Annotated in this window: 18 protein-coding genes; all 18 read right to left on the bottom strand. The window is 41.7% G+C overall.

Translation table 11 applies throughout. The features are described from left to right. Nucleotides 1-2 precede the first annotated feature (2 nt). The gene (locus CI960_RS20960; RefSeq protein WP_005860492.1) at nt 3-3278 is read right to left on the bottom strand and encodes a TonB-dependent receptor; all 3276 of its coding nucleotides are present in this window, start codon (nt 3276-3278) and stop codon (nt 3-5) included. A 47-nt stretch (nt 3279-3325) separates the two neighbouring features. Continuing rightward, nucleotides 3326-4576: an MFS transporter gene (locus tag CI960_RS20955; RefSeq protein ID WP_005860494.1), complete on the bottom strand. Its 1251-nt coding sequence runs from the start codon at nt 4574-4576 to the stop codon at nt 3326-3328. 103 nt (nt 4577-4679) lie between these two features. Further along, entirely contained in the window at nt 4680-5882 is a 1203-nt protein-coding gene (locus tag CI960_RS20950) for an AGE family epimerase/isomerase (protein ID WP_005860496.1), read from the bottom strand. A 3-nt stretch (nt 5883-5885) separates the two neighbouring features. After that, entirely contained in the window at nt 5886-6803 is a 918-nt protein-coding gene (locus CI960_RS20945) for a dihydrodipicolinate synthase family protein (protein ID WP_005860498.1), read from the bottom strand. Between the two features lie 141 nt (nt 6804-6944). After that, nucleotides 6945-8153 carry an ROK family transcriptional regulator gene (locus CI960_RS20940; RefSeq protein WP_094582553.1) on the bottom strand — a complete coding sequence of 403 codons (1209 nt, stop codon included), beginning with the start codon at nt 8151-8153 and terminating at the stop codon, nt 6945-6947. 200 nt (nt 8154-8353) lie between these two features. After that, a complete protein-coding gene (locus CI960_RS20935) occupies nt 8354-9646 on the bottom strand; it encodes an HlyD family secretion protein (protein ID WP_005860502.1) in 1293 nt (430 codons plus the stop codon). Continuing rightward, nucleotides 9636-10868, bottom strand: coding sequence for a TonB-dependent receptor (locus CI960_RS20930; RefSeq protein ID WP_005860505.1), 1233 nt, complete (start codon nt 10866-10868; stop codon nt 9636-9638). The genes CI960_RS20935 and CI960_RS20930 overlap by 11 nt, the downstream gene beginning before the upstream one ends. A 4-nt stretch (nt 10869-10872) precedes the next feature. Next, complete coding sequence (locus CI960_RS20925; RefSeq protein WP_005860508.1) at nt 10873-11136, bottom strand: hypothetical protein; 264 nt, start codon at nt 11134-11136, stop codon at nt 10873-10875. Between the two features lie 52 nt (nt 11137-11188). After that, nucleotides 11189-12502, bottom strand: coding sequence for a radical SAM protein (locus CI960_RS20920; protein WP_005860510.1), 1314 nt, complete (start codon nt 12500-12502; stop codon nt 11189-11191). A 29-nt stretch (nt 12503-12531) separates the two neighbouring features. Continuing rightward, nucleotides 12532-14727, bottom strand: a complete 2196-nt coding sequence (locus CI960_RS20915) for a peptidase domain-containing ABC transporter (RefSeq protein ID WP_005860512.1) — start codon at nt 14725-14727, stop codon at nt 12532-12534. 43 nt (nt 14728-14770) lie between these two features. Continuing rightward, on the bottom strand, nt 14771-15955 hold the full coding sequence (locus CI960_RS20910) for a 6-bladed beta-propeller (protein WP_005860514.1): 1185 nt from the start codon (nt 15953-15955) through the stop codon (nt 14771-14773). A gap of 234 nt (nt 15956-16189) precedes the next feature. Next, complete coding sequence (locus tag CI960_RS20905; protein ID WP_008778897.1) at nt 16190-16501, bottom strand: glycosyltransferase; 312 nt, start codon at nt 16499-16501, stop codon at nt 16190-16192. Next, nucleotides 16498-16614: a hypothetical protein gene (locus CI960_RS20900; RefSeq protein ID WP_232044538.1), complete on the bottom strand. Its 117-nt coding sequence runs from the start codon at nt 16612-16614 to the stop codon at nt 16498-16500. Before CI960_RS20900 ends, CI960_RS20905 begins: the two co-directional genes overlap by 4 nt. Before the next feature lie 91 nt (nt 16615-16705). Further along, entirely contained in the window at nt 16706-17875 is a 1170-nt protein-coding gene (locus CI960_RS20895) for a 6-bladed beta-propeller (RefSeq protein ID WP_005860518.1), read from the bottom strand. A 128-nt stretch (nt 17876-18003) separates the two neighbouring features. Then, nucleotides 18004-19383 (bottom strand): glycosyltransferase, encoded by a 1380-nt coding sequence (locus CI960_RS20890; protein WP_005860519.1) that lies wholly within the window; start codon nt 19381-19383, stop codon nt 18004-18006. Nucleotides 19384-19405: 22 nt separating this feature from the next. Then, nucleotides 19406-20653 carry a TIGR04157 family glycosyltransferase gene (locus tag CI960_RS20885; protein WP_005860521.1) on the bottom strand — a complete coding sequence of 416 codons (1248 nt, stop codon included), beginning with the start codon at nt 20651-20653 and terminating at the stop codon, nt 19406-19408. A gap of 38 nt (nt 20654-20691) precedes the next feature. Beyond that, a complete protein-coding gene (locus CI960_RS20880; RefSeq protein ID WP_005860523.1) occupies nt 20692-21351 on the bottom strand; it encodes a lanthionine synthetase LanC family protein in 660 nt (219 codons plus the stop codon). Nucleotides 21352-21369: 18 nt separating this feature from the next. Beyond that, a complete protein-coding gene (locus CI960_RS20875) occupies nt 21370-22545 on the bottom strand; it encodes a 6-bladed beta-propeller (RefSeq protein ID WP_005860525.1) in 1176 nt (391 codons plus the stop codon). Nucleotides 22546-22562: the final 17 nt, after the last annotated feature.

Here is a 22562-nt window from a genome sequence, read left to right as displayed (position 1 = left end):
GACTAAAATGTTACGGATAAACCAAGAAGAACCGTTTTAGGAGTTGGGTATCTACCGTTATCAAGACCTTGACCATAGGTAGTATCTACCGCCGGTTCCGGAGATACACCGGTATATCCTGTGATGTAGAACAAGTTTTGTCCGGTTACATAAACAGAGGCATTGCTCATCAAGGCTTTGTTAATCCATTTCTTCGGTAGGTTCCAAGTCAATGTGATTTCACGTAAAGCTAGATAATCACCCTTTTCGTAGAAGCGGGAGCTGTTGTTGTCAACTGCTGTCAAACCATTGTTGGAGCGAGTAATATTCTTCTTGCTCAACTGATCGGCATAGTAGAACTTAGGTATATCCGTATTCTGGTTTGTCTCCGACCAACTGTCTTTCACCATATCGATGATGTTAAACGAACCTTGATATTGTCCAAGTGAACGTGCGGCTAAGTCGTTATACAGCGTATGCCCTAACGCATAATCAAAACGAGCGTATAAAGAGAAATCTTTATAGCCTAATGTCGTGGAGAAACCACCGGTTACTGTCGGGAAAAGATTACCTACTTTCACGCGGTCTAGATTGTTGATTACGCCATCATTGTTCAAGTCGGCCCAACAAACGTCACCCGGCTCGATCGGTTGCTTACCTGCCTTATCCTTTAAAGCTTCCCATGCGGCGGGGCCATACAATTCTCCAATTGCGTCGTAGCGGTTATTGGCATTCGCTTTCACGTCATCCCAATCCTTGAAGATATGATCTTGCTTGAAGGCAAATAAATCACCCAGCTTACCACCTTCTTGTTTTCCGCCAACCCATACGACTTCACCCTTTTGCGGGTCGTATACTTGGTAACCTCCTTGGCGGTTATTTTCGTTCCCATTGGCCGGAAGCTTGACAATCTTGTTCGCTACCGTAGATAAGTTTGCTGATACATCCCAACTGAATCCGTTTACGTTGTTTAGGATATTCGCTTTTACTTCCATCTCGAAACCTTGGTTACGTAAAGTTCCCAAGTTGGTTTTGATGCTGTTGAAACCAGTGTAATTGGGTAAATCCAAATCTGTCAACAAATCGGAAGTCGTACGATTATAATAGTCTAGGATAAAGCTCAGGCGATTGTTGAAGAATCCTATATCCAAACCTACTTCGAAAGATTTACTTTGCTCCCAACGTAATCCACCGTTTACCAATTTGTCATTATAGAAACCTACAGAGCCATCATAGTTTGTTATGATCGATCCGTTCGCGTCTTTCTGCCCATAGCTGCCATATACGTCGTAGTATCCTAATCCGTTTACGTTACCGTTCACGCCGTAGCTGATACGAGGCTTCAGGTTAGAGATCACATCTACCAACTTCGATTCCTTAAAGAACTCCTCTTCCATGATATTCCAACCAGCGGAGATACCCGGGAAGAAGCCCCAACGGTTATCGCTCAACTTGGAGATTCCGTCATAACGAGCTACGACCGATAATAGGTATTTGTAATTGTAGTTATAGTTTACACGGGCAAAGCCAGAAAGGATACGATAGCCTTCCTTGTAGCTATAGGTATAGGTACGATTACTACCAGCGTTCAAAGTAGGGATGTCATCCGACGGAGAATTTTCGGTCCTTGCGTTCAGCGTATATTGATGCCAATTGAAATACTCGCCACCAAGCATTGCCTCCAGATTGTGTTTTTCTTTGAATGTGTCTGTGTACGTCAAAGTAACACTATGTTGCTGTTGGTTCTGCTTTATATATTTGGCCTCAGCCTTACGGGTAAGATTCGGGCTAGTGGCGTTTTGTTGTTGGTAAGATTTCTCGAACTTATCTGTTTGATCGTCTACGTGGTATAGGGCGCTATTCTCTTTCAAGATTAATTTCTTCGGGATGATCTCTAGATCAAAACCGATATTATAGGTAGAGCGGCGGGTTCCATTCGTATTCGTTAATTTATCTTTGTAGTAAAGAGGGTTTCCATCACCCGTGCCGAAGCCTGAAGCGGGAGATCCGTCTTCCATGTATGGGTTCCATGTAGGGCGTTGGCTCATTGTGCGATAGAAGAACTCATATGATCCGATCCAAAGACCCGGCTGGCGAGACCATGTATAAGTCGTTCCAGCGTTGACTGTCAAGATCGGAAATATCTTATAGGATCCATTGAATGTCCCGGAGAAACGCTCGTAGCTGGTTCCCTTAATGAGACCGTCTTCTTTGTAGTAACCTAAGCTGGCTGCGAATGTACCTTTGTCGTTACCTCCTGTGATATTGATATAATGATCTTGCGTGAAAGAAGGGTCTTGGAAGGCTGCGTCTTTCATTTGCCCTGAGTAATCCTTGAATAAGATTTGTTTATTCGGATCGGTTGGGTCTTGCATTTGTTGCCAACCTTCTGCCAAGAGGCCTTTGGTACTGTCATCCAAATAACGGATATCAAATAGGTCATTCCCGATACCGTATCCCATTTGGTTATCCATGCCTGAACGTCCTGTTCTTTGGTATCCTAAGCGATTGTAGTAAATATAATCGTGAGCGTTTAAGTAATCATAACCTGTGCGAGCAAAGTTGGCACCTCCCTTGAACTTGTAAGAGACGGAAGCGGATCCTTCTTTACCACGTTTCGTGGTAACCAAGATTACGCCACCATTGGCACGGGCACCGTAGATAGCGGTTGAGGCTGCGTCTTTCAATACTTGGATAGACTCGATGTCGGAGGGGTTGATGTCGGCCAATGAGTTGCGCACGATACCATCTACAACGACCAATGCGCCATTATCCTTACCTGTTATGGTAGCTCCGCCACGAAGTACGATATTTGGGTTTGCTCCCGGCTGACCGGTCGTGTTTACGACGCGCAAACCAGATACGGTTCCTTGCAAGGATTGTCCGGCGTTAGACATCGCTGCGTTTTCCAGTACGGCGTTATCCAATTTAGAGATAGAGGTTGTCAAGGTCGCTCTCTTTTGTGAGCCACCGTAACCGGTTACCACTACTTCGTCTAGCTGTTCGGCGTTTTCTTGTAGGATCACGTCTACTTTGGCTTTCCCAGCTACTGGAATTTCTTGTGTCTTGTACCCAATGAAAGAAAATACTAATGTGGCGTTCTTGTTGGATACGGTGAGAGTGTAATTACCGTCGAAATCGGTAATCGTTCCATTTGTCGTGCCTTTTTCAACGATAGACGCACCGGGGACACCCATGTTATAGGTATCCAGCACTGTTCCGGAGACTGTCTGCTCTTGTCCGTACATAAATGCCGGAAGTAGGAGCGCAAGCATTAAGAGCAGTAGATTCTTCTTCATAATGAATTACTTTTTTGTTGTTTATTTAGTTTATTGGATGAGATTAATTAGCATTCGTCGGTCATATTAGCGACTTTCGGACGTAAGAAGATCACTTGGATTAAAAGTGCGATGAGTACCAATCCGGCTAGCATGGCGAAGTCATGGCCAAGATTACCAGCGTCGGTAGATTTTCCTAGTATATCCGTGATGGCGGCTCCGGCAAATACACCGGTCATATTCATAATTCCATAGGCTGTAGCCCGATAACGGGGGGAGATGAATTGGCAAAGGATAGGCATATTATTGGCGTCGAATATACCATAACCGATACCGAAGCAAAGACCACCGCCGATAATCATCGGGAAGTTGTGCCCAAATCCTAGTAATAGGAGAGAGGGTATCGTTAATGCCAAACCGATGGCGCCTGTGTATACACGTCCCCGGACATTCCGCTGGATCCATTTATCGGATAAAATACCTCCGGCGATTACCCCTATAAAGGAAGAGATAGCGATCGTGAATGTAGATAACGGACCGGCCTCGGACATATCCAACGAGAGATTTTCAGCGAATAGGGTAGGGAGCCAGTTCTTTGTCGCCCAACCCGGTAAGCTCGGCGTGGCGAAATAAAGAAGAATGATCCAAAAAGCGATGTTCGTGAATAACATCCCTAATCCTTTAAACGCACCGGAAATCGGATTCTCTTTCGGATAATTTTCCAGTTTTACGGCTTGTTCCACATGATCTTTCTTATCGTGTAAGAAGATGATCAAGACCACGCTATAAGCGATGCCGATGATACCAAACCAATGGAAAGTCGTTTCCCACGTATAAGCGCTGGCCACCGTAGCTCCGAATCCCCCCAAGGCTTGGCCTACGTATAGACCTGTCATATGGATACCTACGGCTAATGAGCGTGTTTTCTCTTGGTGATAATCTGTGATAAGCGATAATCCGGCAGGAATATACAGGGCCTCACTGACCCCCATCAAGGCACGTAGGTAATAGATCTGATTGAAATCCGTGCAATACCCCATCATCAAAGTCACGAAGGACCAGACAAATAAGCTACCCACGATTAGCCACTTCCTGTTTACCCTGTCTGCCACCATACCGGCCACAGGGCTCATGAATCCGTAGATCCAGAGGAAGACCGCCATCAAACGTCCGAAGTTCGCCGCAGACTCTAGTTCCACGATATCCACCATCATAGCTGATTTCATGGTTGATAGCATCTGGCGATCCATATAGTTCAGTAAGGCGACAACCCATAGTAAACCGACTACGATCCAAGGATATAATTTCTTATTTTTCATTTGATTGAGGAAAATAAAAAGGAAAACAAAGCCTTAGAAACATCAGGAGCCACGGTTGTGACCCCTGATGTCAATTGACCAATTTTCAGTATTTTAGATAAAGTTATTTAGAAAGAATTTCGTCGCAGAGTAAACTACATTTGAGAAGCATTCTAGGAATGTGGAACGGACCTTTGAATAGATTGCCTTTGGCAGATTGAGAGAGACTACCATCGAAGTGTAGGTAGCCATACCATTCCCCATATTCTTTGTCGGGGAGATGATTAAATGTGTAATCGTTTATTAGTTTGTGCATTTCGAGATATTTGGCGTCGCCAGTCGCTTGGTAGGCGTAAAGCGTAGCGATAACCGCCTCGCATTGTGGCCACCAGAACTTCATGTCGTGCCAATACTCTTGGGGAGGGAAGTTTTTGCAATCCTTGAAATAGTTGATTCCGCCGTACGTCTTATCCCAGCCCCAGTCCCAAGACCAGTTGAGGATTTGTAAGCCCATCTCTTTCAGTTGAGGGTCCCATCCTCGGTATTTGGCCTCTTCTAAGATAAACCATGCGGTCTCGATGGAGTGGCCGGGATTGATGGTACGCCCGGCGATAGAGTCGATAAACTCACCGTTGGGTCCTACTGTCTCCAAGATAGCCTTGAATTCGGGATGCATGAAATCACGGCGTAGCTCGGCTATGGAATCATCGATTTGTTGTGTAAGTATGGGATCGTTTATGGCCTCACGGATGCGTGCCGCCGTATCGATCAGTATCATGCAGAAAGAATGGCCTTTCGCCACGAGACCTTCACGAAATTTAGGCTCCAATAATCCCGGGGTATTCTTATAGTGTAATACTTGCTTGAATAAGTTCACGGCCTTCTCAGCATAGCCTTTGTCGCCTGATGCCAATGCATAGTGAGCCATAGCGATCGCCGCGAAAGTCTCGGAGAATACGTAACGGCGTTTACGTACAGGGATGCCTGTCGCTGTCACCTCGAAGAACATACGTCCGTCCGTATCAAAACAATGTTTCTCGATGAAATCGATACCGTTTTTACAGGCTCTCAGCCATTCTTCGTTCTTCTCAATGTGATTATAGGCATATGCCAAGATAAAGGCGAATCGTCCTTGGAACCAAACGGATTTAGTGGAGTCCATCAGAGTACCATCCCGGTCTACGCAAGTAAAGTAACCGCCGTTCTCTTTGTCCAGTCCGTATTTCATCCAAAAAGGAAGAATATTGGAAAGAAGCTCATTCCGATAGGTCTTGCCCCAATAAGCTAGATATTCCGATGGATTAGATAAATTGTCAAACGCTGCCATACCTTAGAATTTATTACATCTTTCAAAGAAATTGATAGCCTCTAATTCCGCTTTCATTGCGGCCTCTTCTTCGTCCGTCATATTCCGGAACGGGGTACGGTTCTTGCCGAGATCTAATCCGATCAATTTCATGATGCGTTTTCCTCCGACGATATTACCACGGTAATTGCAGATAACGTTAATAACCTCCTGAGAGAAGTTTTGTCTCTCGCGAGCTGTCTCTAAGTCACCGGCTGCCCAAGCCTCTAGGATACCGGTTAATTCTTTTCCGTTATAGTTTGTGGTACCACCGATACCTCCTTGCGCTCCACCCATCGCAAGGCAAGGAAGAATCGTTTCATCCTGTCCGTGCAACATGTCGAATTTACCATCCTTGTATAAACGACATTGATTGTATTCGTATAAGCTCTCGTATGTATATTTGATACCGGCGAAATTAGGGATACGCCCGTCTACTGCTTTTAAGAAATCCAGCATAGGGAGGAAAGCGTTGTTAAACGCAGGGATATGATAGTAGTAAAACGGTAAGGCAGGAGCGCCGCAAGCGATCTCCTCGCAGTACTTTACCAATTCCTCAATTCGACCGATACGAGGGAAAGGGGTAGCCATAGCGCCAATACCCCAAGCGCCGATCTTTTGAGCATGTTCCGCTAAATTACGGCTAGACTTAACGCATGTGCTACCTACGTGCACGATTACCTTAAAGCCTTCCGGAGCTGCTTCCATCCATTTCTCGGCCAATTTCATGCGTTCTTCCTCTGTCAGCATATAACCTTCTCCGGAAGAACCATTGATGAATACGCCTTTCAGCCCGTTTTTCACAAGAAGTTTCGCATAATCTTCAATGGGCTCGTAATTAACTTCCCCGTTCTCGTAGAACGGAGTAAAGGGAGCATCGATCAATCCTTTAATTTTATCCATATCTGCGTTATTTTTATGAGTTTTAACCTCTGATTTTAATTATGCTGCAAATATAAATAAAATATTTTAATAATATAGTGGTGTTTTATCGAGAAAATGAAATAATTATTTATTTTTTATTTAATTCCTTTGAAATACATATTAAATCATACCTAGAATTTTAGATCGAGATAGCAGGCAGGCTCCTAATATACCCGCTCTTTCACCTAATTTGGATACTTTGATCTGAGTATCACGGGTTACCAAGTTCAAAGAGTACTTCCTGACGGCACTTTTAATAGGTAGGCTTAAATATTCTCCCGTCTGCGACAAGGGGCCGCCCAGTACGACCAGTTCCGGATTGAAAATGTTCATCAATCCGGCTATTCCTTTACCTAGATTAAAACCGATCTCCTCCAGTATCTCAATGGATAGCATATCCTCTTTGTGAATGGCGTCGATCAAGTCAGAGAGCCCGATGTATTCCCCGGCATCGATTTTACTGGCCAATATGGTGTTGCTACCCTCTTTATACCGCTCAAGGAGGGTACGGTATAGGGCAGAACCGGAAGCTCCAGTCTCGAGGCATCCTTTTTTACCGCAATGGCAAAGAATCTCATTCTCGAAGAAGCTGAAGTGCCCAAATTCTCCGGAGAAACCTGATTTCCCGAAATAAACCTTGCCGTCTATGATGATACCGATACCTAATCCCCAAGATATATTGATGAATAGGATATTTTTCTCTCCTTTTACGACTCCTTGAAGATATTCGCCGTAAGCCATGGAACGGGTGTCATTCTCTATATAGATCTTTATATGTAGTTTTTCCTCAAGGATTTGAGACAAGGGCTTCTCCTCAAAGTAAAAAATGCTATAGCTATATCCGGCGAAAGGATTTACCCGTCCGGATATATTAATGCCAATGCTTAATATCTTTTCCCTTGGGATCGGCAACGAGTTTATAAATTCATTGATGCATTCGCAAAGATGGTCTAAAGCGGCTGGTGTGTTTTCGAGTGTATAAGGGATATTCTGCTCAATGCGGATCTTATCTCCTTTAAAATCTAATATGGCTAGATTCAGTTGATCTTTCAGTATATCTACGCCCACAAAATAGCCGGATACGGGATTGAGCCCGTAAATACTAGGTTTACGCCCTCCGCTAGTCTCTTGTTTTCCAAAGTCGAGTATATAACCGTCCTCTTGTAATTCGCTAATTAGCTTAGTGACGGTGGGGATACTGAGATTCATTTCTTTACATACCTCCGCTATAGTAGCGTCTCCATTGGCCATATAATAATGTATGATCTTCTTTTTCAGAAGGCCACTGCGAGTATTGTCATCGGACGAGAGCAAGAGCTTAGTTGTCATGGTTATACCTTTATTGAGTGATTAGGGCAAAGGTACAATAAGTTTTTTCAAAAACTAAGCGTAATAAAATAAAATTTTTTCATAAGGAGCTATCTTAATTGTAAGAATTTGTAATAGAAGTTGAATACCATAGTCTGCGGCGGACTCTGTCACTCGTGACATCTGTGATAAACGCATAGGAAAGAAAGGATAATATTACACTAAAATCCTTCTTTCACGATCCGTTTGATCGGGAGGAAGAATCGTTCGATCAGGCGTAATTCTTCCGTTACGATCTCCGCAGAGGCTTGCGTCTCGGGCGAGACGGGCAGGTCGATACCGTAATTGGTTCTCAGGCCCTCTGGAAAATCGATATCCGCCGTATAGTACTCGTCGGTGGGGACCAATGAGATATTCGATACCACGCCGTTTACCACTCCAAACTCCTGATCCGGGAAATTGGAGAAACGGACGATCGCCCGCTGGCCTCTCCGGACTTTTCCCGAGCGTGCTATCGGTATGCGCACCTTCCCCACCAGCCGGCCCTCGCCTTGCGGCACGACGGTGAAAGCCACCTCTCCGGATGGGATATATTGGTTCTCATTCCAGTACTTGGTGAAAGTCACGACACCCCCTACCGGGGCGATGAGGCAATAACGCAACCTCCACTCGTTCATGCTGTTCAGCAATTGTTCCCGGGCGGTCTGTAATTCCTGCCGTAGCGTAAATTCTTTCTCGCTCCGCTCCAGCGTCAGATCCAGCAAGGATTGCTCTTGCTCCCCGATCTGTATCCGGAGATTCTCGGCCGAGGCTGCCGCCCCTTCCAGCGAATAACGGCTTTGCAGTAGGGAAGCCCGTGCGGTCTCATGCTCGTAGGAGGAAATCACGGACCGGCTATACAATAATGAATCCCGGGCGTATTGCCGCCTTGTCAAGGCGAATTGCTCCGAGAGGGTCTTCCGCTGCCGTTCGGTCTCGTTATAGTAAGCCTTATACAACGCTATCTGTTTGCGGATGGAGGCCATTTTTTGCGGATAATAATCGATCTCCCTGTAATTGACGCAGGCATGGAGCGCCGACAGTAGTCCCGAGTAAGCCGCTTGCATATCACCCAGTGACAGTTCCTTATATCGCAATAATGCCTTGTCTAGGCTATCCACGTCCATCCCGGATCGTTCCAACGCCTTCTCTAGGTATATAGCATCCTCCATGCTGGCGTGGTTCTCTATGACCGCCAACCAATCCCCCTCCTTTACCGGACGATTATCCCTCACGAGCAGCTCCTGTATCTTTCCCGCCGCCCGTGTCACCACCGCCGTTGCGGGATGTTGCCCCGTCAATGTCATGTCAGCCGTGATCACGTCAGGATACTTGAAGAAACAGCTCCCCACCAGCAACGCTACGACCACGAGGAATAACAGCGTTATCCCCCACCGTACGATCCAGGCCGGCACTTGCCCCATCACCTCCTGTACCTCCTCGCTACGTAACTCTATATCTTTATTATTTTTCATAAGGTGGTTTATTTCGTTTGGTGGTAACTACGATAATCCCTCTTTTCCCTTTTGGACCGTATATAGCAGCATCAACACCTTTTAGGATAAAAATTTCTTCTATTTCGGTCACAGGAAACGAAAGTATATCATAATTTTGATATGGAACGTCATCAACGACAAATAAAGGTGGCTCATAATTTTTTACAGGATCCGTTTGGAATGAAATGGCTCCATAATCTTGAATAAACACACATTCCTTATACACATGATCTACTACATACCACGAAATGTTAACACTCCCCAATAGATAAAGTAAGGACCTCATATCCTGTATATGCCATTGTTCTATGTTTTGTCGATAGATTACACGACTGGATGGCAAAGATCCAGAATACAATCCATTATATTTTTGTTTTCTTCTCATGCTTGCGATAATAGAAACTTCATCGAGATTTACGGTTTTCCATATATCCGGATTTGGTTGTGATAAGTTTTTAATGGGAGTAACCTCTAATGTCATAGCTATTAAATCCCAGGCCAAACTCAATCGTGAGGGATCTGAATCTATTTGGTTCTTAAGTGGAAGCAATCCCATTCGGAAGTCTGGAGGCAATGACTGGAAATCAGTCTGTTCTTGTATGTTTAGTACGACACGGCCACACAATAGATTCTTCATAGAATCTACTAAAGCGAACGAGGATATCCCTTTTGGAAAATGTTTTTTGTCAAAAACTAAATAAGAATCTTTAGGATTCCAGACTTTTTGGAAAAAAATAGAATCTTCCGATTGGGCCACTAAATATAATAATTTCATTGGCACTTCCCTCGAAGAGTTGATAACGGATAAGAGCCATTGTTCTTTATTTTCAATTATTTTAAGACCAAAGCCATTTTCACTCATCATTGGCAAATAAAAATTCTTACGGATTCTATCTCGATTTTCGCATTTTAAGATATATCTTTCTCCTGGATTTGCATAAATATGAAAGTAGCCTATTCCGGGCAATAGCGTTTTCACGGATTGAACCGTATCCCCTCTCTCATTTATAATTACTCCAGTGATGGATATCTTTTTCTTGTCAATTCCTTCCGCTGTAAAAACTATTTTACATGAGATATTTTGAAGAATAGATCCACTTTCAGGATAAAACGTAACAATATAGTCGGTCTCCCGTTCCGATGCAGAAACGGGAGATACCAAAAAAAGAATTTGGATAATACTAATGATAATAGATTTCATAAATTTATATATTCATTAGTACCGGCAAATCAGGTAAGCGACGTTCAGGGCACACTTCTATGTTGGGAGAACAAGTTCCATAGTTTCTAGGGCAATTAGTACCATCTCGAAAATTTCCACATGGATCAGAAATGCCAAAAGCCGCATTACATGAGTATCCTGTTGCTCCACAATTTGTATTACGCTCGTTACAAGGCCGTCCTCCTATAAGTTTAGCCATTGTAAATTCATTTAGACGGCTTTTTTCAATCACTTTAAAATTTTTCATAACGCAATGATATTAAGTTTTTAAATAAATAGCCTTTTTATTATAATCTTATTCAGCTATTTTGTGACAAATGAATTTTTATAAATTCTTTGAGAGAACCCTTAAGGTATGTACATGTATCATAATGTTTATCTTTAAATATATTTTCTATCCGTTTATGGGGGCAACCTCCAAAACAAATAGGAAGATAAGGACATTTAGAACATGTTTTATCTTCCAGTGGATCTGCGGCATAGAGGTATCGGTTAAGAATTTTCTGATCTATGGATTGAATAGTTCCTTCTGAATCCAATTTTGCTATGGCATATTTTTGATCGCCTATAATTTCCCAACATTTATATAAGTATCCTTCTGGATCTATTGTAAATGTGTGTTTATTTCGAATAGAACATTCTGTAAAAGAGGAATCTGGATATCCACATAAATTGGTTACGATACCTCTGTCATAGTAGAGCTGTTGTATAAACTCAGATTTCTCTTGTCTATTGAAAAGTAAAGAACAAGAAGAACTTGATTTAGAAGAAGTAGATGTTATAAAAGCAGGATAAATTCCAATCAATGGGTTGCTCTTATATCGTTGTAATATGAAAGAATATAAAGTTATAAATTCAGAAGAATTCTCTTTATTCATATTTACTCGTATACTAATTCGTATTTCTGGGGCAGAAGATGCTAGCAAGTCTATATTCTTTATAGTTCTAGAAAAAGTATCGTTTTCATTTTTTGTGAATTTTATCTTGTTGTGAGTCTCTTTTAATCCATCTAGCGTAATTTGTATGTGTTGTAACTTCATCTCCTTAAAGAGTTTTATAATATCCGGTGATATCAAGAACCCATTAGAGATTATTGAGAAAGAATAATTTTTATCGGGAATCAGAATCATCTTACGATAAAGTGATTCTATTTGCTTAATGCCTAGAAGAGGTTCTCCTCCAAACCAAACTACGTGAATATTTTTAATGTTTTCATATTGTTCTATGAATTTAATAATTGAGCTTATGACCTTTTCTGTCATATAAATATTACGTTTGCAATTTTCAAAACAGTAAGAACACGAGTAATTGCAATCCATGGTTGGAGCTATCGTTAGATTTAAGATATTGATGGAGCGTCCTGCTAGGATAATACTTTTATACAGTAAGAACTCATCCCGATCATTTTCAGTGATCATATGGTTTTCTTTCAAAGTTTGATAAAGTTCATCACATCCCAAGTCTTTCTCTTGTAAAGGTGTATGTCTATTCTTGTTGACTAATAAAATCTTATATGTATCCTCTGCTATTTCGATCAAGGCATTAGACAATGTATTATATGCATAAAATTTACTGTCTATCTCAAATAGGAATGTGTACATTGATATTTTCATGGTATTTGCATATTTAGATTGTTAAGTGATTAATTCCCCAACTCCAACTGGTTCTTCACCAACTTATAATAAGTCCCCCGCAAGGCCGTGAGCTCCTGATGCGTCCCTTCCTCCACGACGCGTCCCTTGTCCAGCACCACGATCTTGTCCGCGTCACGTACCGTGCTTAGCCGATGCGCCACGACCACCACCGTCCGTCCTTTGTAGAAGGCGTGCAACTGCTCCATGATCTCCCGCTCGTTGTTGGCGTCCAAAGCGTTCGTGGCCTCGTCAAGGAAGATGAAGTCGGGATTCTTGTACACCGCCCGGGCGATCAGGATACGCTGTCTCTGCCCTTGGCTCACTCCGTTTCCCTCCATGCCGATCTTCGTATTATAGCCCAACGGGAGAGAATCGATGAAATCCCGGATATTCGCCACCGTCACGGCATGCAGCAGGCGTTCCTTGTCCACCACCTCTTCGCCGGGGGCGATGTTGTTGGCGATCGTATCCGAGAAGATAAAACCATCCTGCATAACCGAACCGGTCTTGCTACGCCATACGTGAGGATTCAAGTTCTTGAGGGAGGTATCGCCGATCCTCACATCCCCCTTGTTGGGGTTGTAAAAACCGAGCAGGAGTTTCACGATCGTCGTTTTTCCGCTCCCGCTGGCCCCCACGATGGCGGTCACCCTGTTATGGGGTATCGTCAGGTTGATATCCTCCAGCACGTAATCCCGGTCCGCGCCGTCATAGCTGAAGCTGAGGTTTTCCAGCCGTAGCGTCCTGTCATCGGGAAGAACATTCAGCCTTATCCCGCCTGCCTGTTCCTCGTCCTCCTTCCCGTGTATCTCGCCGAGCCGCTCCAGACTGATCTTCGCGTCCTGTAGGGATCGTGAGAAATCGATCAATTGCTCGATAGGCGAAGAGAGCTGCCCCACGATGTAGGTCACCGACATCATCATACCCAGCGTCATATCCCCTTGCACGACGGCCCGCGCCGCGATGAAGGAGATGAGTATGTTCGTGGTCTGGTTGAAAAAGACCGCCCCGAGTTGCTGATATTGTTGTAACGCCAACCCCTTGATCCCTATCTTGAAAAGTTTTACCTGTATCCGTTCCCATTTCCATCGCATCTTAGTCTCGCAATTATTGAGCTTGATCTCCTGCATTCCGGTGATGAGCTGGAATAGGTTGCTTTGCTCCCCGGCCGCTTGCGAGAAACGCTTTACGTCCAGCTCCCTCCTCCATCTCATGAAGGCGAGTACCCACGCCACGTATAAGCCGTTACCCGCCAAGAAGAGTCCCAGTATGGTCCAGTCATAGTAGGCGAGCACGAACCCGAACACGATGAAGTTGACAAAAGAGAAGAGCGTATTGATGGATGTCCCGGTCATGAAAGCCTCGACGCGGTCATGGTCTCCGATGCGCTGCATGATATCGCCCACCATCTTGGTATCGAAGAAATGCAGGGGCAGGCGCATCAGCTTGGCGAGGAAATCGGAGATCAAGGCGATATTGATCCTCGTGTTTACGTGCAGCAATATCCAGCTCCGTATGAAGTCCACGGATAGCTTGGCGATAAAGATCACCAATTGCGATATAAGGATCAAGGTTATGAAACCTAGGTTGTTGTCCCGTATACCGGTATCTACCAAGCTCTGCGTGAGGAAAGGCAGGATGAGTTGCAGTACGCTGGCTGTCACCATGCCCAGCACGAGCTGTGCCATCTCCCGCCTGTAGGGCGATATATATCGGAAAAAGAATCCGAGGTTACGTTTCCTGTCTCTCTCCTCGTCCTCCATCCCGTAGAACTCCGGCCCCGGTTCCAGCAAGAGCGCCGTCCCGGTATCCTGCCCGTCCACCTTGGTACTGACCCAGCACCGCTTGAACTCCTCCCTCGTATAGGTGATAAGTCCCGCCGCCGGGTCCGCTATGTAGAACTTCCCTTTCTTTATCTTGTAGCAAACCACGAAATGCCATTGGTTCCAGTGCAGTATGCAGGGTAGGGGACATTCCTTTTCCAATTCCTCCACCGTGATCCGCACGCCCTGTGTTCGGAACCCGATCGCTTCCGCCGCCTCGCTGATACCCAGCATGGAGACTCCTTCCCGTGTGATGAAGGCTTTCTCCCGTAAGTTCTGGATCGAGTACACACGACCATAGAACTTGGCGATCATACGGAGGCAGCTAGGACCACAGTCCATAGAATCCAATTGCTGATAATGTGGAAACGATCTTAGCATAAATTAAAACATTAGGATATAGACATGATTTAGTTCTTAGTTCTTATTTCTTATGTTTTATCAGCATAATCACCGGATTGGACTCTTCATCCAATTTAGCCGCAATCTCTTTCAGTTTGCCCTTCAGTACTCCTTTCCCGTAAGCCTCGGCAAGTTCGTGGGCTTGCAATGACTGTCCGATTACGAATTCCGGATCTAAAGGTCTCGACGTCATATCCACTTCTCTTTTGCTGGTATAATCACCATTGTATATTTTAGGTATGAATAATGAACTTTCCAGTCTATCGTACATCAATCCGGAAGTTGGAAACCCTCTCCCTGTTTCAAAATTAAATTCCGCTTTCAACAGGCTCATGAAATAATAACGGTCGGTAAAAACGGTTGGTATAAGAAATACTTCAGGAGGATCCATGGAGTGTATGGAGGGGGTTCTTACGATAAGGGGGATTGTCGTATTAGCATCCGGCAAATAGTGGTATATGGTATCGGATGATGTCTCCATAAGTACCCAATTGGTATGATCTGGAACTATTTGATACATGGCGGTTGGTACTGGAGCGGCCCAGTTCTCCCAGTTTTCCCCATCTCTTGCGACCGGGCTTTTAACTTCATCAAAAGGAATTGATATTTTCCGGGTGATACTTCCATCCTGCTTGGAAAAGATTAAATAATATGGAGGTATGGCGTTTGACGGGTTTTCCAGACTATTATCTGGTACATAAGAGATCAAATTATCCCGGTCGTAATTAAATGTATTTATATGAGATTCCGTACCTTCGGCTTTGAAACTCCTTTTAAAATTTCCGTATAGATCATATACAGAGATTTTACTTCCGGTATAGGCTATAACAAATATTTCCTTGTTTGCTTCATCCAGAACAACCTCCGTAATACCTACATATTCCTCGCCACCTTGCCCTTTCCTGTTTATCTTCTTCAAGGCTTTGCCGGTTTTTCTGTCAAAAACAAACAAATTCCCGTCGTTGGCCCAGTTGGTTATTAATATAACTTCTGCACCAATGGCCATTACTTTGCCTTGGGTAACAAACTCATCATTTGTTTCCAACGGGATGTATTCCACATCCATGAAATCCTGTAGTGTCAATTCCTTTTCAGGATAATTCTTTGTAACATCAACTGTGATGAGTTCATTTGTTGATTGTTTATCTTTTCCACATCCCGCTAACGCAAAGAGAAGGATCGCTGAAATTGTGATTATCCATTTCATTATTCTTACGATTTAAGGTTAAACACTTAGGGCGATACATTCGCTCAATCATGCCTAATTACAAAAATAGGTTATTTTTTCTCGATATCTCTTCTTTTTGCTCAAAACTTATAGCGGTGAATGGAATTCTATCCGTTATTTACATAATTTAGGCAAAGGCTTAGCAATGGATGTTGTTTCCTCTCGCTATCTTGCTATCTTGTGGGTCACTTATCAAAAGGTCGAATAGTTCGTTTATTTCCGGGTCGTTGATTCCCAGATCATCCTTTTCGGACTCCAGATGCCAGCTGACCCATGTTTGTCCTTCCAACTTATCCAGTCTTCGCTATCTAAAAAAGCGATATACTCACCTTGGGCAATCTCCAAACCTGGGTTACGGGCAGCGGACGCTCCCTCGTTCTCTTGATGAATCACCTTGATACGATCCTCTTTCTTAGCGTATTCGTCAGCGATCTTTCTGGATAAGTCGGTCGAGCCATCATCCACCAAGACAATCTCCAAGTGCAGATCGCCTTGGTACATCAAGGAATCTATGCATGTGGTCAAATATTTTTTGCTTCTTGGAAGGCCCTTGTATAATCACCGTTACCGGCTATCAGCAAACGACTATTAGGATGAGCTTCTAAGACCATATGGAACGCTTTGATCAAAGAACTCACACCCTTTATTTCGTCAATCCGATCGGCAAAAAAAATAATTGTTTCTCAATTTTTGTATTATAAGAGACAGCCTCCATTGGATTCATAACCATTAGGGATTGGTTTGTTTTTTGTGTTTTATTAACATGATTACCGGATTGGATTCTTCATCTAAACTTGCGGCAATTTCTTTTAATCGTCTCTTCAACTTCCCTTTTTCATAATCCTCAATGAGCTGGGAAGCCTCGATACTTTGCCAAGATGCGATTTTATCGTCTACAGGAAGTGATTTCATATTCACCGCTCTTTTCTCAGAATAATCGTTGTTATATACAATATATTCAAAAATAGCCTTTTCTTGTTTGTCATATAATAAGTCTGTAGTGGGAAATCCCTCATGTGTCTCGAAGTTATATTCTTTTTTAACCGTTTCCATAAAATAATAGCGGTTAGTAAGAATCCCTAGGAAGAGGAATACTTCCGGATTCATGGATTGTACGGATGGGGTCCTTGCTATAATCGGTATCATTTTATGGTCTGATTGGTACTTATATACTGTATCGGATGATTGTTCTACAAGTACCCAACAATCAAAATAGGGAATTATAGGATTATAGTTATCAGGGATCACGTTGTAATATATATCCTTTGCTTTATCAGAATAGTTTACAGCCATTGATATTTTTTCTTTAAATGGAATCTGGATTTGTTTGGTTGTTCCATCCTGTTTAGATATAATAGTAAAAGCAGGCTTGTCTGTTACCCAATAATTATTAGTTATTAAACTTGTTTGGTTGAAATTGTATAAATGAAAGAAATAGAGTTCATCACCTCGTTTAAGGCTTCTTTTAAAATTCCCATCTAAATCATATACTGATATTTTCCTTGAAAAATGATCGAGTACAAATATTTCATTTTGTTTTTCATCAAGCACAATTCTTTGGATGAACGTATATTCTTCTCCACCTTGCCCTTCTCTATTTATTTTTTTTAATCCTTTTCCCGTTTTTCTGTCATAGATAAAGATATCTCCATCTCTGATTCGGTTTCTGGCAAGAATAATATCCTTTCCGATTGCTAGGACAAGACCTTGGCAAATAAAATCGTCCTTTGTTTCCAAAGGAATATATTCGACATCCATAAAATCTTGAAGAATTAGTTCTTTTTTAGGGTAACTTACCGTAACATCAACAGTGATAAGCTCATTTGTCGATTGCTTATCTTTTCCACATCCCGCTAACGCAAAGAGGAGGATCGCTGGTATTGTGATTATCCATTTCATTATTCTTCCGATTTAAGGTTAAACACTTGGAGCGATACGTTCGCTCAATCATGCCTAGTTACAAAACTAGGTTATTTTTTCTCGTGATCTCTTCTTTTTGCTCAAAACTTATAGCGGTGAATGGAATTCTATCCATTATTTACATAATTTCGGCACAGTCTTAGCAATGGATGTTGTTCACCCTCGCTATCTTGTGGGTCACTTATCAAAAGGTCGAATAGTTCGCTTATTTCCGGATCGTTGATTCCCGGATCATCCTTTTCGGACTCCAGATGCCAGCTGACCCATGTTTGTCCTTCCAGCTTATCCTGATCATTCTCTAGCTCATAATGCAATGTGGGAAGGTGGAAAACGACTATAGTCGCCTGTTGGAAATATTTCCTGTCGGTGGTTATCACCCAATCAACGGGTACATCCTCTATTTTCAACTGTAGATCTTCCCCATTTATCGTGTTGAATACGAGCATCACTTTTTTACCAGCCTTTATTTGGCAATCTACGCCTGCTACCCAATCAGACACACGCCAATCCGTATATTCTTTCAGCCCGGCTTCTGCCTTGTAGTAATAATTTCTGCATCTTTGTATAGATTCCGGAATCATTTGCCCGCAATCCCTCCAAAATCGATCCAGATAATGTTTGTGTACTATGTATGAGGAATCTTTTATGTTGGGAAGTAGTGTGAATGCCTTAGAATAAAGCCTGAGGATGTTTACATACCACCAGCTTCTCAAGTCAACGCTCGTCTTAGAGGAAACAAATTGATCAGAGAATTTAATCAATCCCTCAGTAACTTGAAATAATGATTTCAGCCTTCGGGCTAGGCTTGTCGTATGCATGACCGATTCTTCGTTCTGGCGGTAATAATAAAACTCAATGTTGGTGATAACCATCCTCTCCGCTTGGCAAAGGACGATGGGACACCATAACTCATCCTCATGCATGATGCCTTCCTCAAAACGAGCCTGTATTTTATGCAGATATTTCCTATTGTATATGTATTTGAAGGGCATGGGCAAATAGAAACAAGTTTTGACTAATTCTATGAAACTTTCTTTACCGGAAAGCAATTCTTTTATAGATCCGTTGGAAATACATTTAAAAGGTTTATCCATACTTCCGTCTTGATGACATAGCCACATATTTCCCATCACGACATCGGCATGATGTTTCACCGCCTCATCATATAAAAGAGATAATGATTCATCTTTAATCCAGTCATCACTATCTAAAAAAGCGATGTACTCTTCCGTGGCAATATCCAAACCAACGTTGCGGGCTGCGGATGCTCCCCCGTTCTCTTGATGAATCACTTTGATACGCTCCTCTTTTTTAGCGTATTCATCAGCAATTTCCCCTGACAAATCAGTCGAGCCATCATTAACCAATATAATCTCCATACGAAGGCCACCTTGGTTCTTCAACGAGTCGATACAAACCGTCAAATATTTCTCCACGTTATATATCGGGATAATGATCGATATGTCGATTTGATTGAGCGTATCCATATAGTATCAGGTTCGTTGATTATTATTTACATTCTTGGAATAAGGATTTATAAAATGCGATCATGTTTTTCCCGAATACTTCCGAGGAATATTTCTCCAAATACCGTTTGCGACCGTTCTTCCCGAGTCGTTTCGCTTCTTTCGGGTTCTGTAATAGGTAGACGATCTTCTGCGCTAACAGGGAGGTGTCGATCTCTACACTATCAGGAGATACTATTAATGGTACTTTCAATCCGCAAGATTCGTCTACGACCTCGTTCAACCCGGATGTGGCGGTTGCGACGATGGGTAATTCATGCATCATCATTTCGACAGGTACATAACCAAAAGGCTCGAATAGGGAAGGTACGACACCGACATCAGCTAAACGGTATAACTCAAAAAGCGAGGTTTGATCAACGAAACCAGTGAAAGTTATTTTGGAGAAGATAGGATTGGCTTCGGAGAAAGAATTTTGATAATCGCCATCACCAACTATCCATAAACGGCAATTGGGGCTTTCTTGTAAAATTAATTGAAAGGCTCGAATCAAGAAATGAGTTCCCTTGATCTCTTCTAACCGTCCGACAAAAATAATCATTTGTTCTTCTGGGTACAAGTGCCATTTTTTTCGTAATCTCTTCTGGTCAACTTCTTCTTTTATCTTGTCGCTCATTCCGTTTGGAATAATTATTATACGATTTATATCTACTCCATAATCGTGATACAATAATTCTTGCATATAGTTTGACAGGCTGATCACTTGATCCATTCTTTCATAACATGTCCTTTCCTCCTCGAATGATTTTTGGATTAAATCTTCCAATTCATTTGTTTCTTTTTTTCGTAAGATAATTCGAAGTTTTTCTAAGTTATCATGAATAACTGAACTCCATTCAGAAAAATGAGTGACAGTAATCACTTTGCAATCAAATGCAATTTTTAGTTCTAATGCAAGTGATTTATCTCTGTATGAATTTAAATGAAAAACTAGATTTTTTTGGTCTTGAATATAATTTCTGAGTAGATAGACAATATTCCGAGAGTAAACTTTTCGTTGTTCTTGATCTAGAAGATTCCATTCTTTTGAGATCGGCTCTGGGAAATACCAGTATGAAACATCTTTCACTTCTTTTTTTTCGATTTGAAGTTGGTCACATAATATGTGAACTACATGGATGTGGATACTATTACTTTTACTTCGCAAGGCGGTAATCAATTCACGAATATAGGTACCTACTCCGTATAAGCCACCTCGACTTTTGTTCGAGAAAATATATAGATTAATCATTTTTATGGTATGTTGATAGAATATACTTACAACTTATATTATAAAAGCTGTTGCCACGAAGTCTCAATTGCTCCAAGGGCAGTCAATCTATACATGCCCTCACCTGCATAACCACCAGATAACCCCATATTCTCCAATGTTAAACTAGGTTTAAGCTTCGGAAATATTCTGTTCGACTCTAATTCTCTAGTGTGTGCACGCAAAAAAAGATATATGTCTTGTTGTTCATTTGCTGATAGATCATTTCTATTATTTTTGATACTCTCTGTGATAAAAGATAAACATTCGTTGCTCATTTGGCTTTTGGCACGATGAAGCCAATACCATCCATATCCAATCAATCCTTCATCACGACTGTAATTAGGGAAAGGGTCGTGAATGACGGCTCGGTACATCCGCTTATCGAAATCCTCAAATAAATCTTCCTCAATCTCAATAAGATTATTGTAGGATAAATAGTTGATCCCTACCCCAATACCAGCTATGCCTTTCTCATAATCTGGACGATAATTTACATGGAGCTGTTCTTGGATTGCCATGATCAAATCCCATGCATATTCTTCGAATAATGTTTTTCCTGTATAACGAGCATAATGGAAGAAGAAAATAGCTATTCCTAACTTGCCATGTAGTAATCCTGGGCATTTTGTTAATGTCCCATTTAAAAGAAGCCAATCTGCAATTTTTGTTAGTTCCATAATAATTACTCTAGGCAGTTACTTCTTTTGTTTATATTTTGCAATCATAAGAACTGGATTGGATTCCTCATCTAAGCTGGCTGCAATCTCTTTTAATTTGCCTTTTAAATTCCCATTTTTATAGGCATCAACTAGATCAGGTGCTTCTAATGTTTTAACAAAGGCTATTTCTTTATTTATAAAGGCTATTCCTCCATAACCCAAACTTACAAATTCTTTATGCACATAATCAGCATTATAAAGAGAGTATTCATAGATAATATTTTCTTTCATATCATACATTAAATCTGTTCTTGGAAGTCCTACCCGACTTGAAAAATCATATACTTTTTTTACTGTCTGCATAAAATAGTAGCGATCAGTAAGAACTGATGGATATAGAAATATCTCGGTTCCCATTGATTGTATGGAAGGAGTTCTTGCTATAAAAGGGACAACTCTTTTATCAGTAAAAACCCGATATATCGTATCTGATGAGTGATCCATTAAAATCCATGAATCATGAAATGGAACAAATTCTTCATTTCGAGGTCTTGCAGATTTAGTCTGTTCCTTATTAATAATTAAACTGGTTTTTTTCTTGTCATATGGAATATGAATTTCTTTGATAAGTCTTCCGTCCTGTTTTGAGATAATATAAAATATGTTTTTGATTTCATCGGTAAATAAATTGTCTCCATCATTACAGATTAAATAGTCACTTCCTAAATTGAAAACCCGATCATAGGATGCCCCTTCTATATTTTTAAAACTTCGTTTAAAATTACCTTGTAGATCATATATATATACTTTTTTAGATCGATTATCAACTACAAATAATTCTTCATGTTCTTCATCTAGGGTAACTCGCAAAAGAAAGCTATATTCTTCGGAACCAGAACCTTGCCTATTTATTTTTCTAATACCTTTCCCTTTTCGGTCAAAAATGAATATATCACCATCTGAAGATAATTTCAGATTTCTGACAATAATCATATCCTTACTGATATCTTGCATATACCCCATAGTCGTAAACGTACGACTGGTGTCTAGCGGGATATAATCTATATCAAATATATCTTGGAGAGCAAATTCTTTTTGAGGGTAATCTTTTGTGACATCTATTGTGAGCAAATCTTTACTTTGTTGCATATTTACACAGCCTCCACTCAAAATAGAAAGGAGGACAGATAATGCTATAATTTTATTTTTCATTACTTTTTATATTTTAG

It is taken from the genome of Parabacteroides sp. CT06 (genome assembly GCF_002257605.1).
GTDB lineage: Bacteria > Bacteroidota > Bacteroidia > Bacteroidales > Tannerellaceae > Parabacteroides > Parabacteroides distasonis.
Note: the sequence above shows the minus strand (reverse complement) of the source record. Positions and strands in the feature narration are given on the sequence as shown.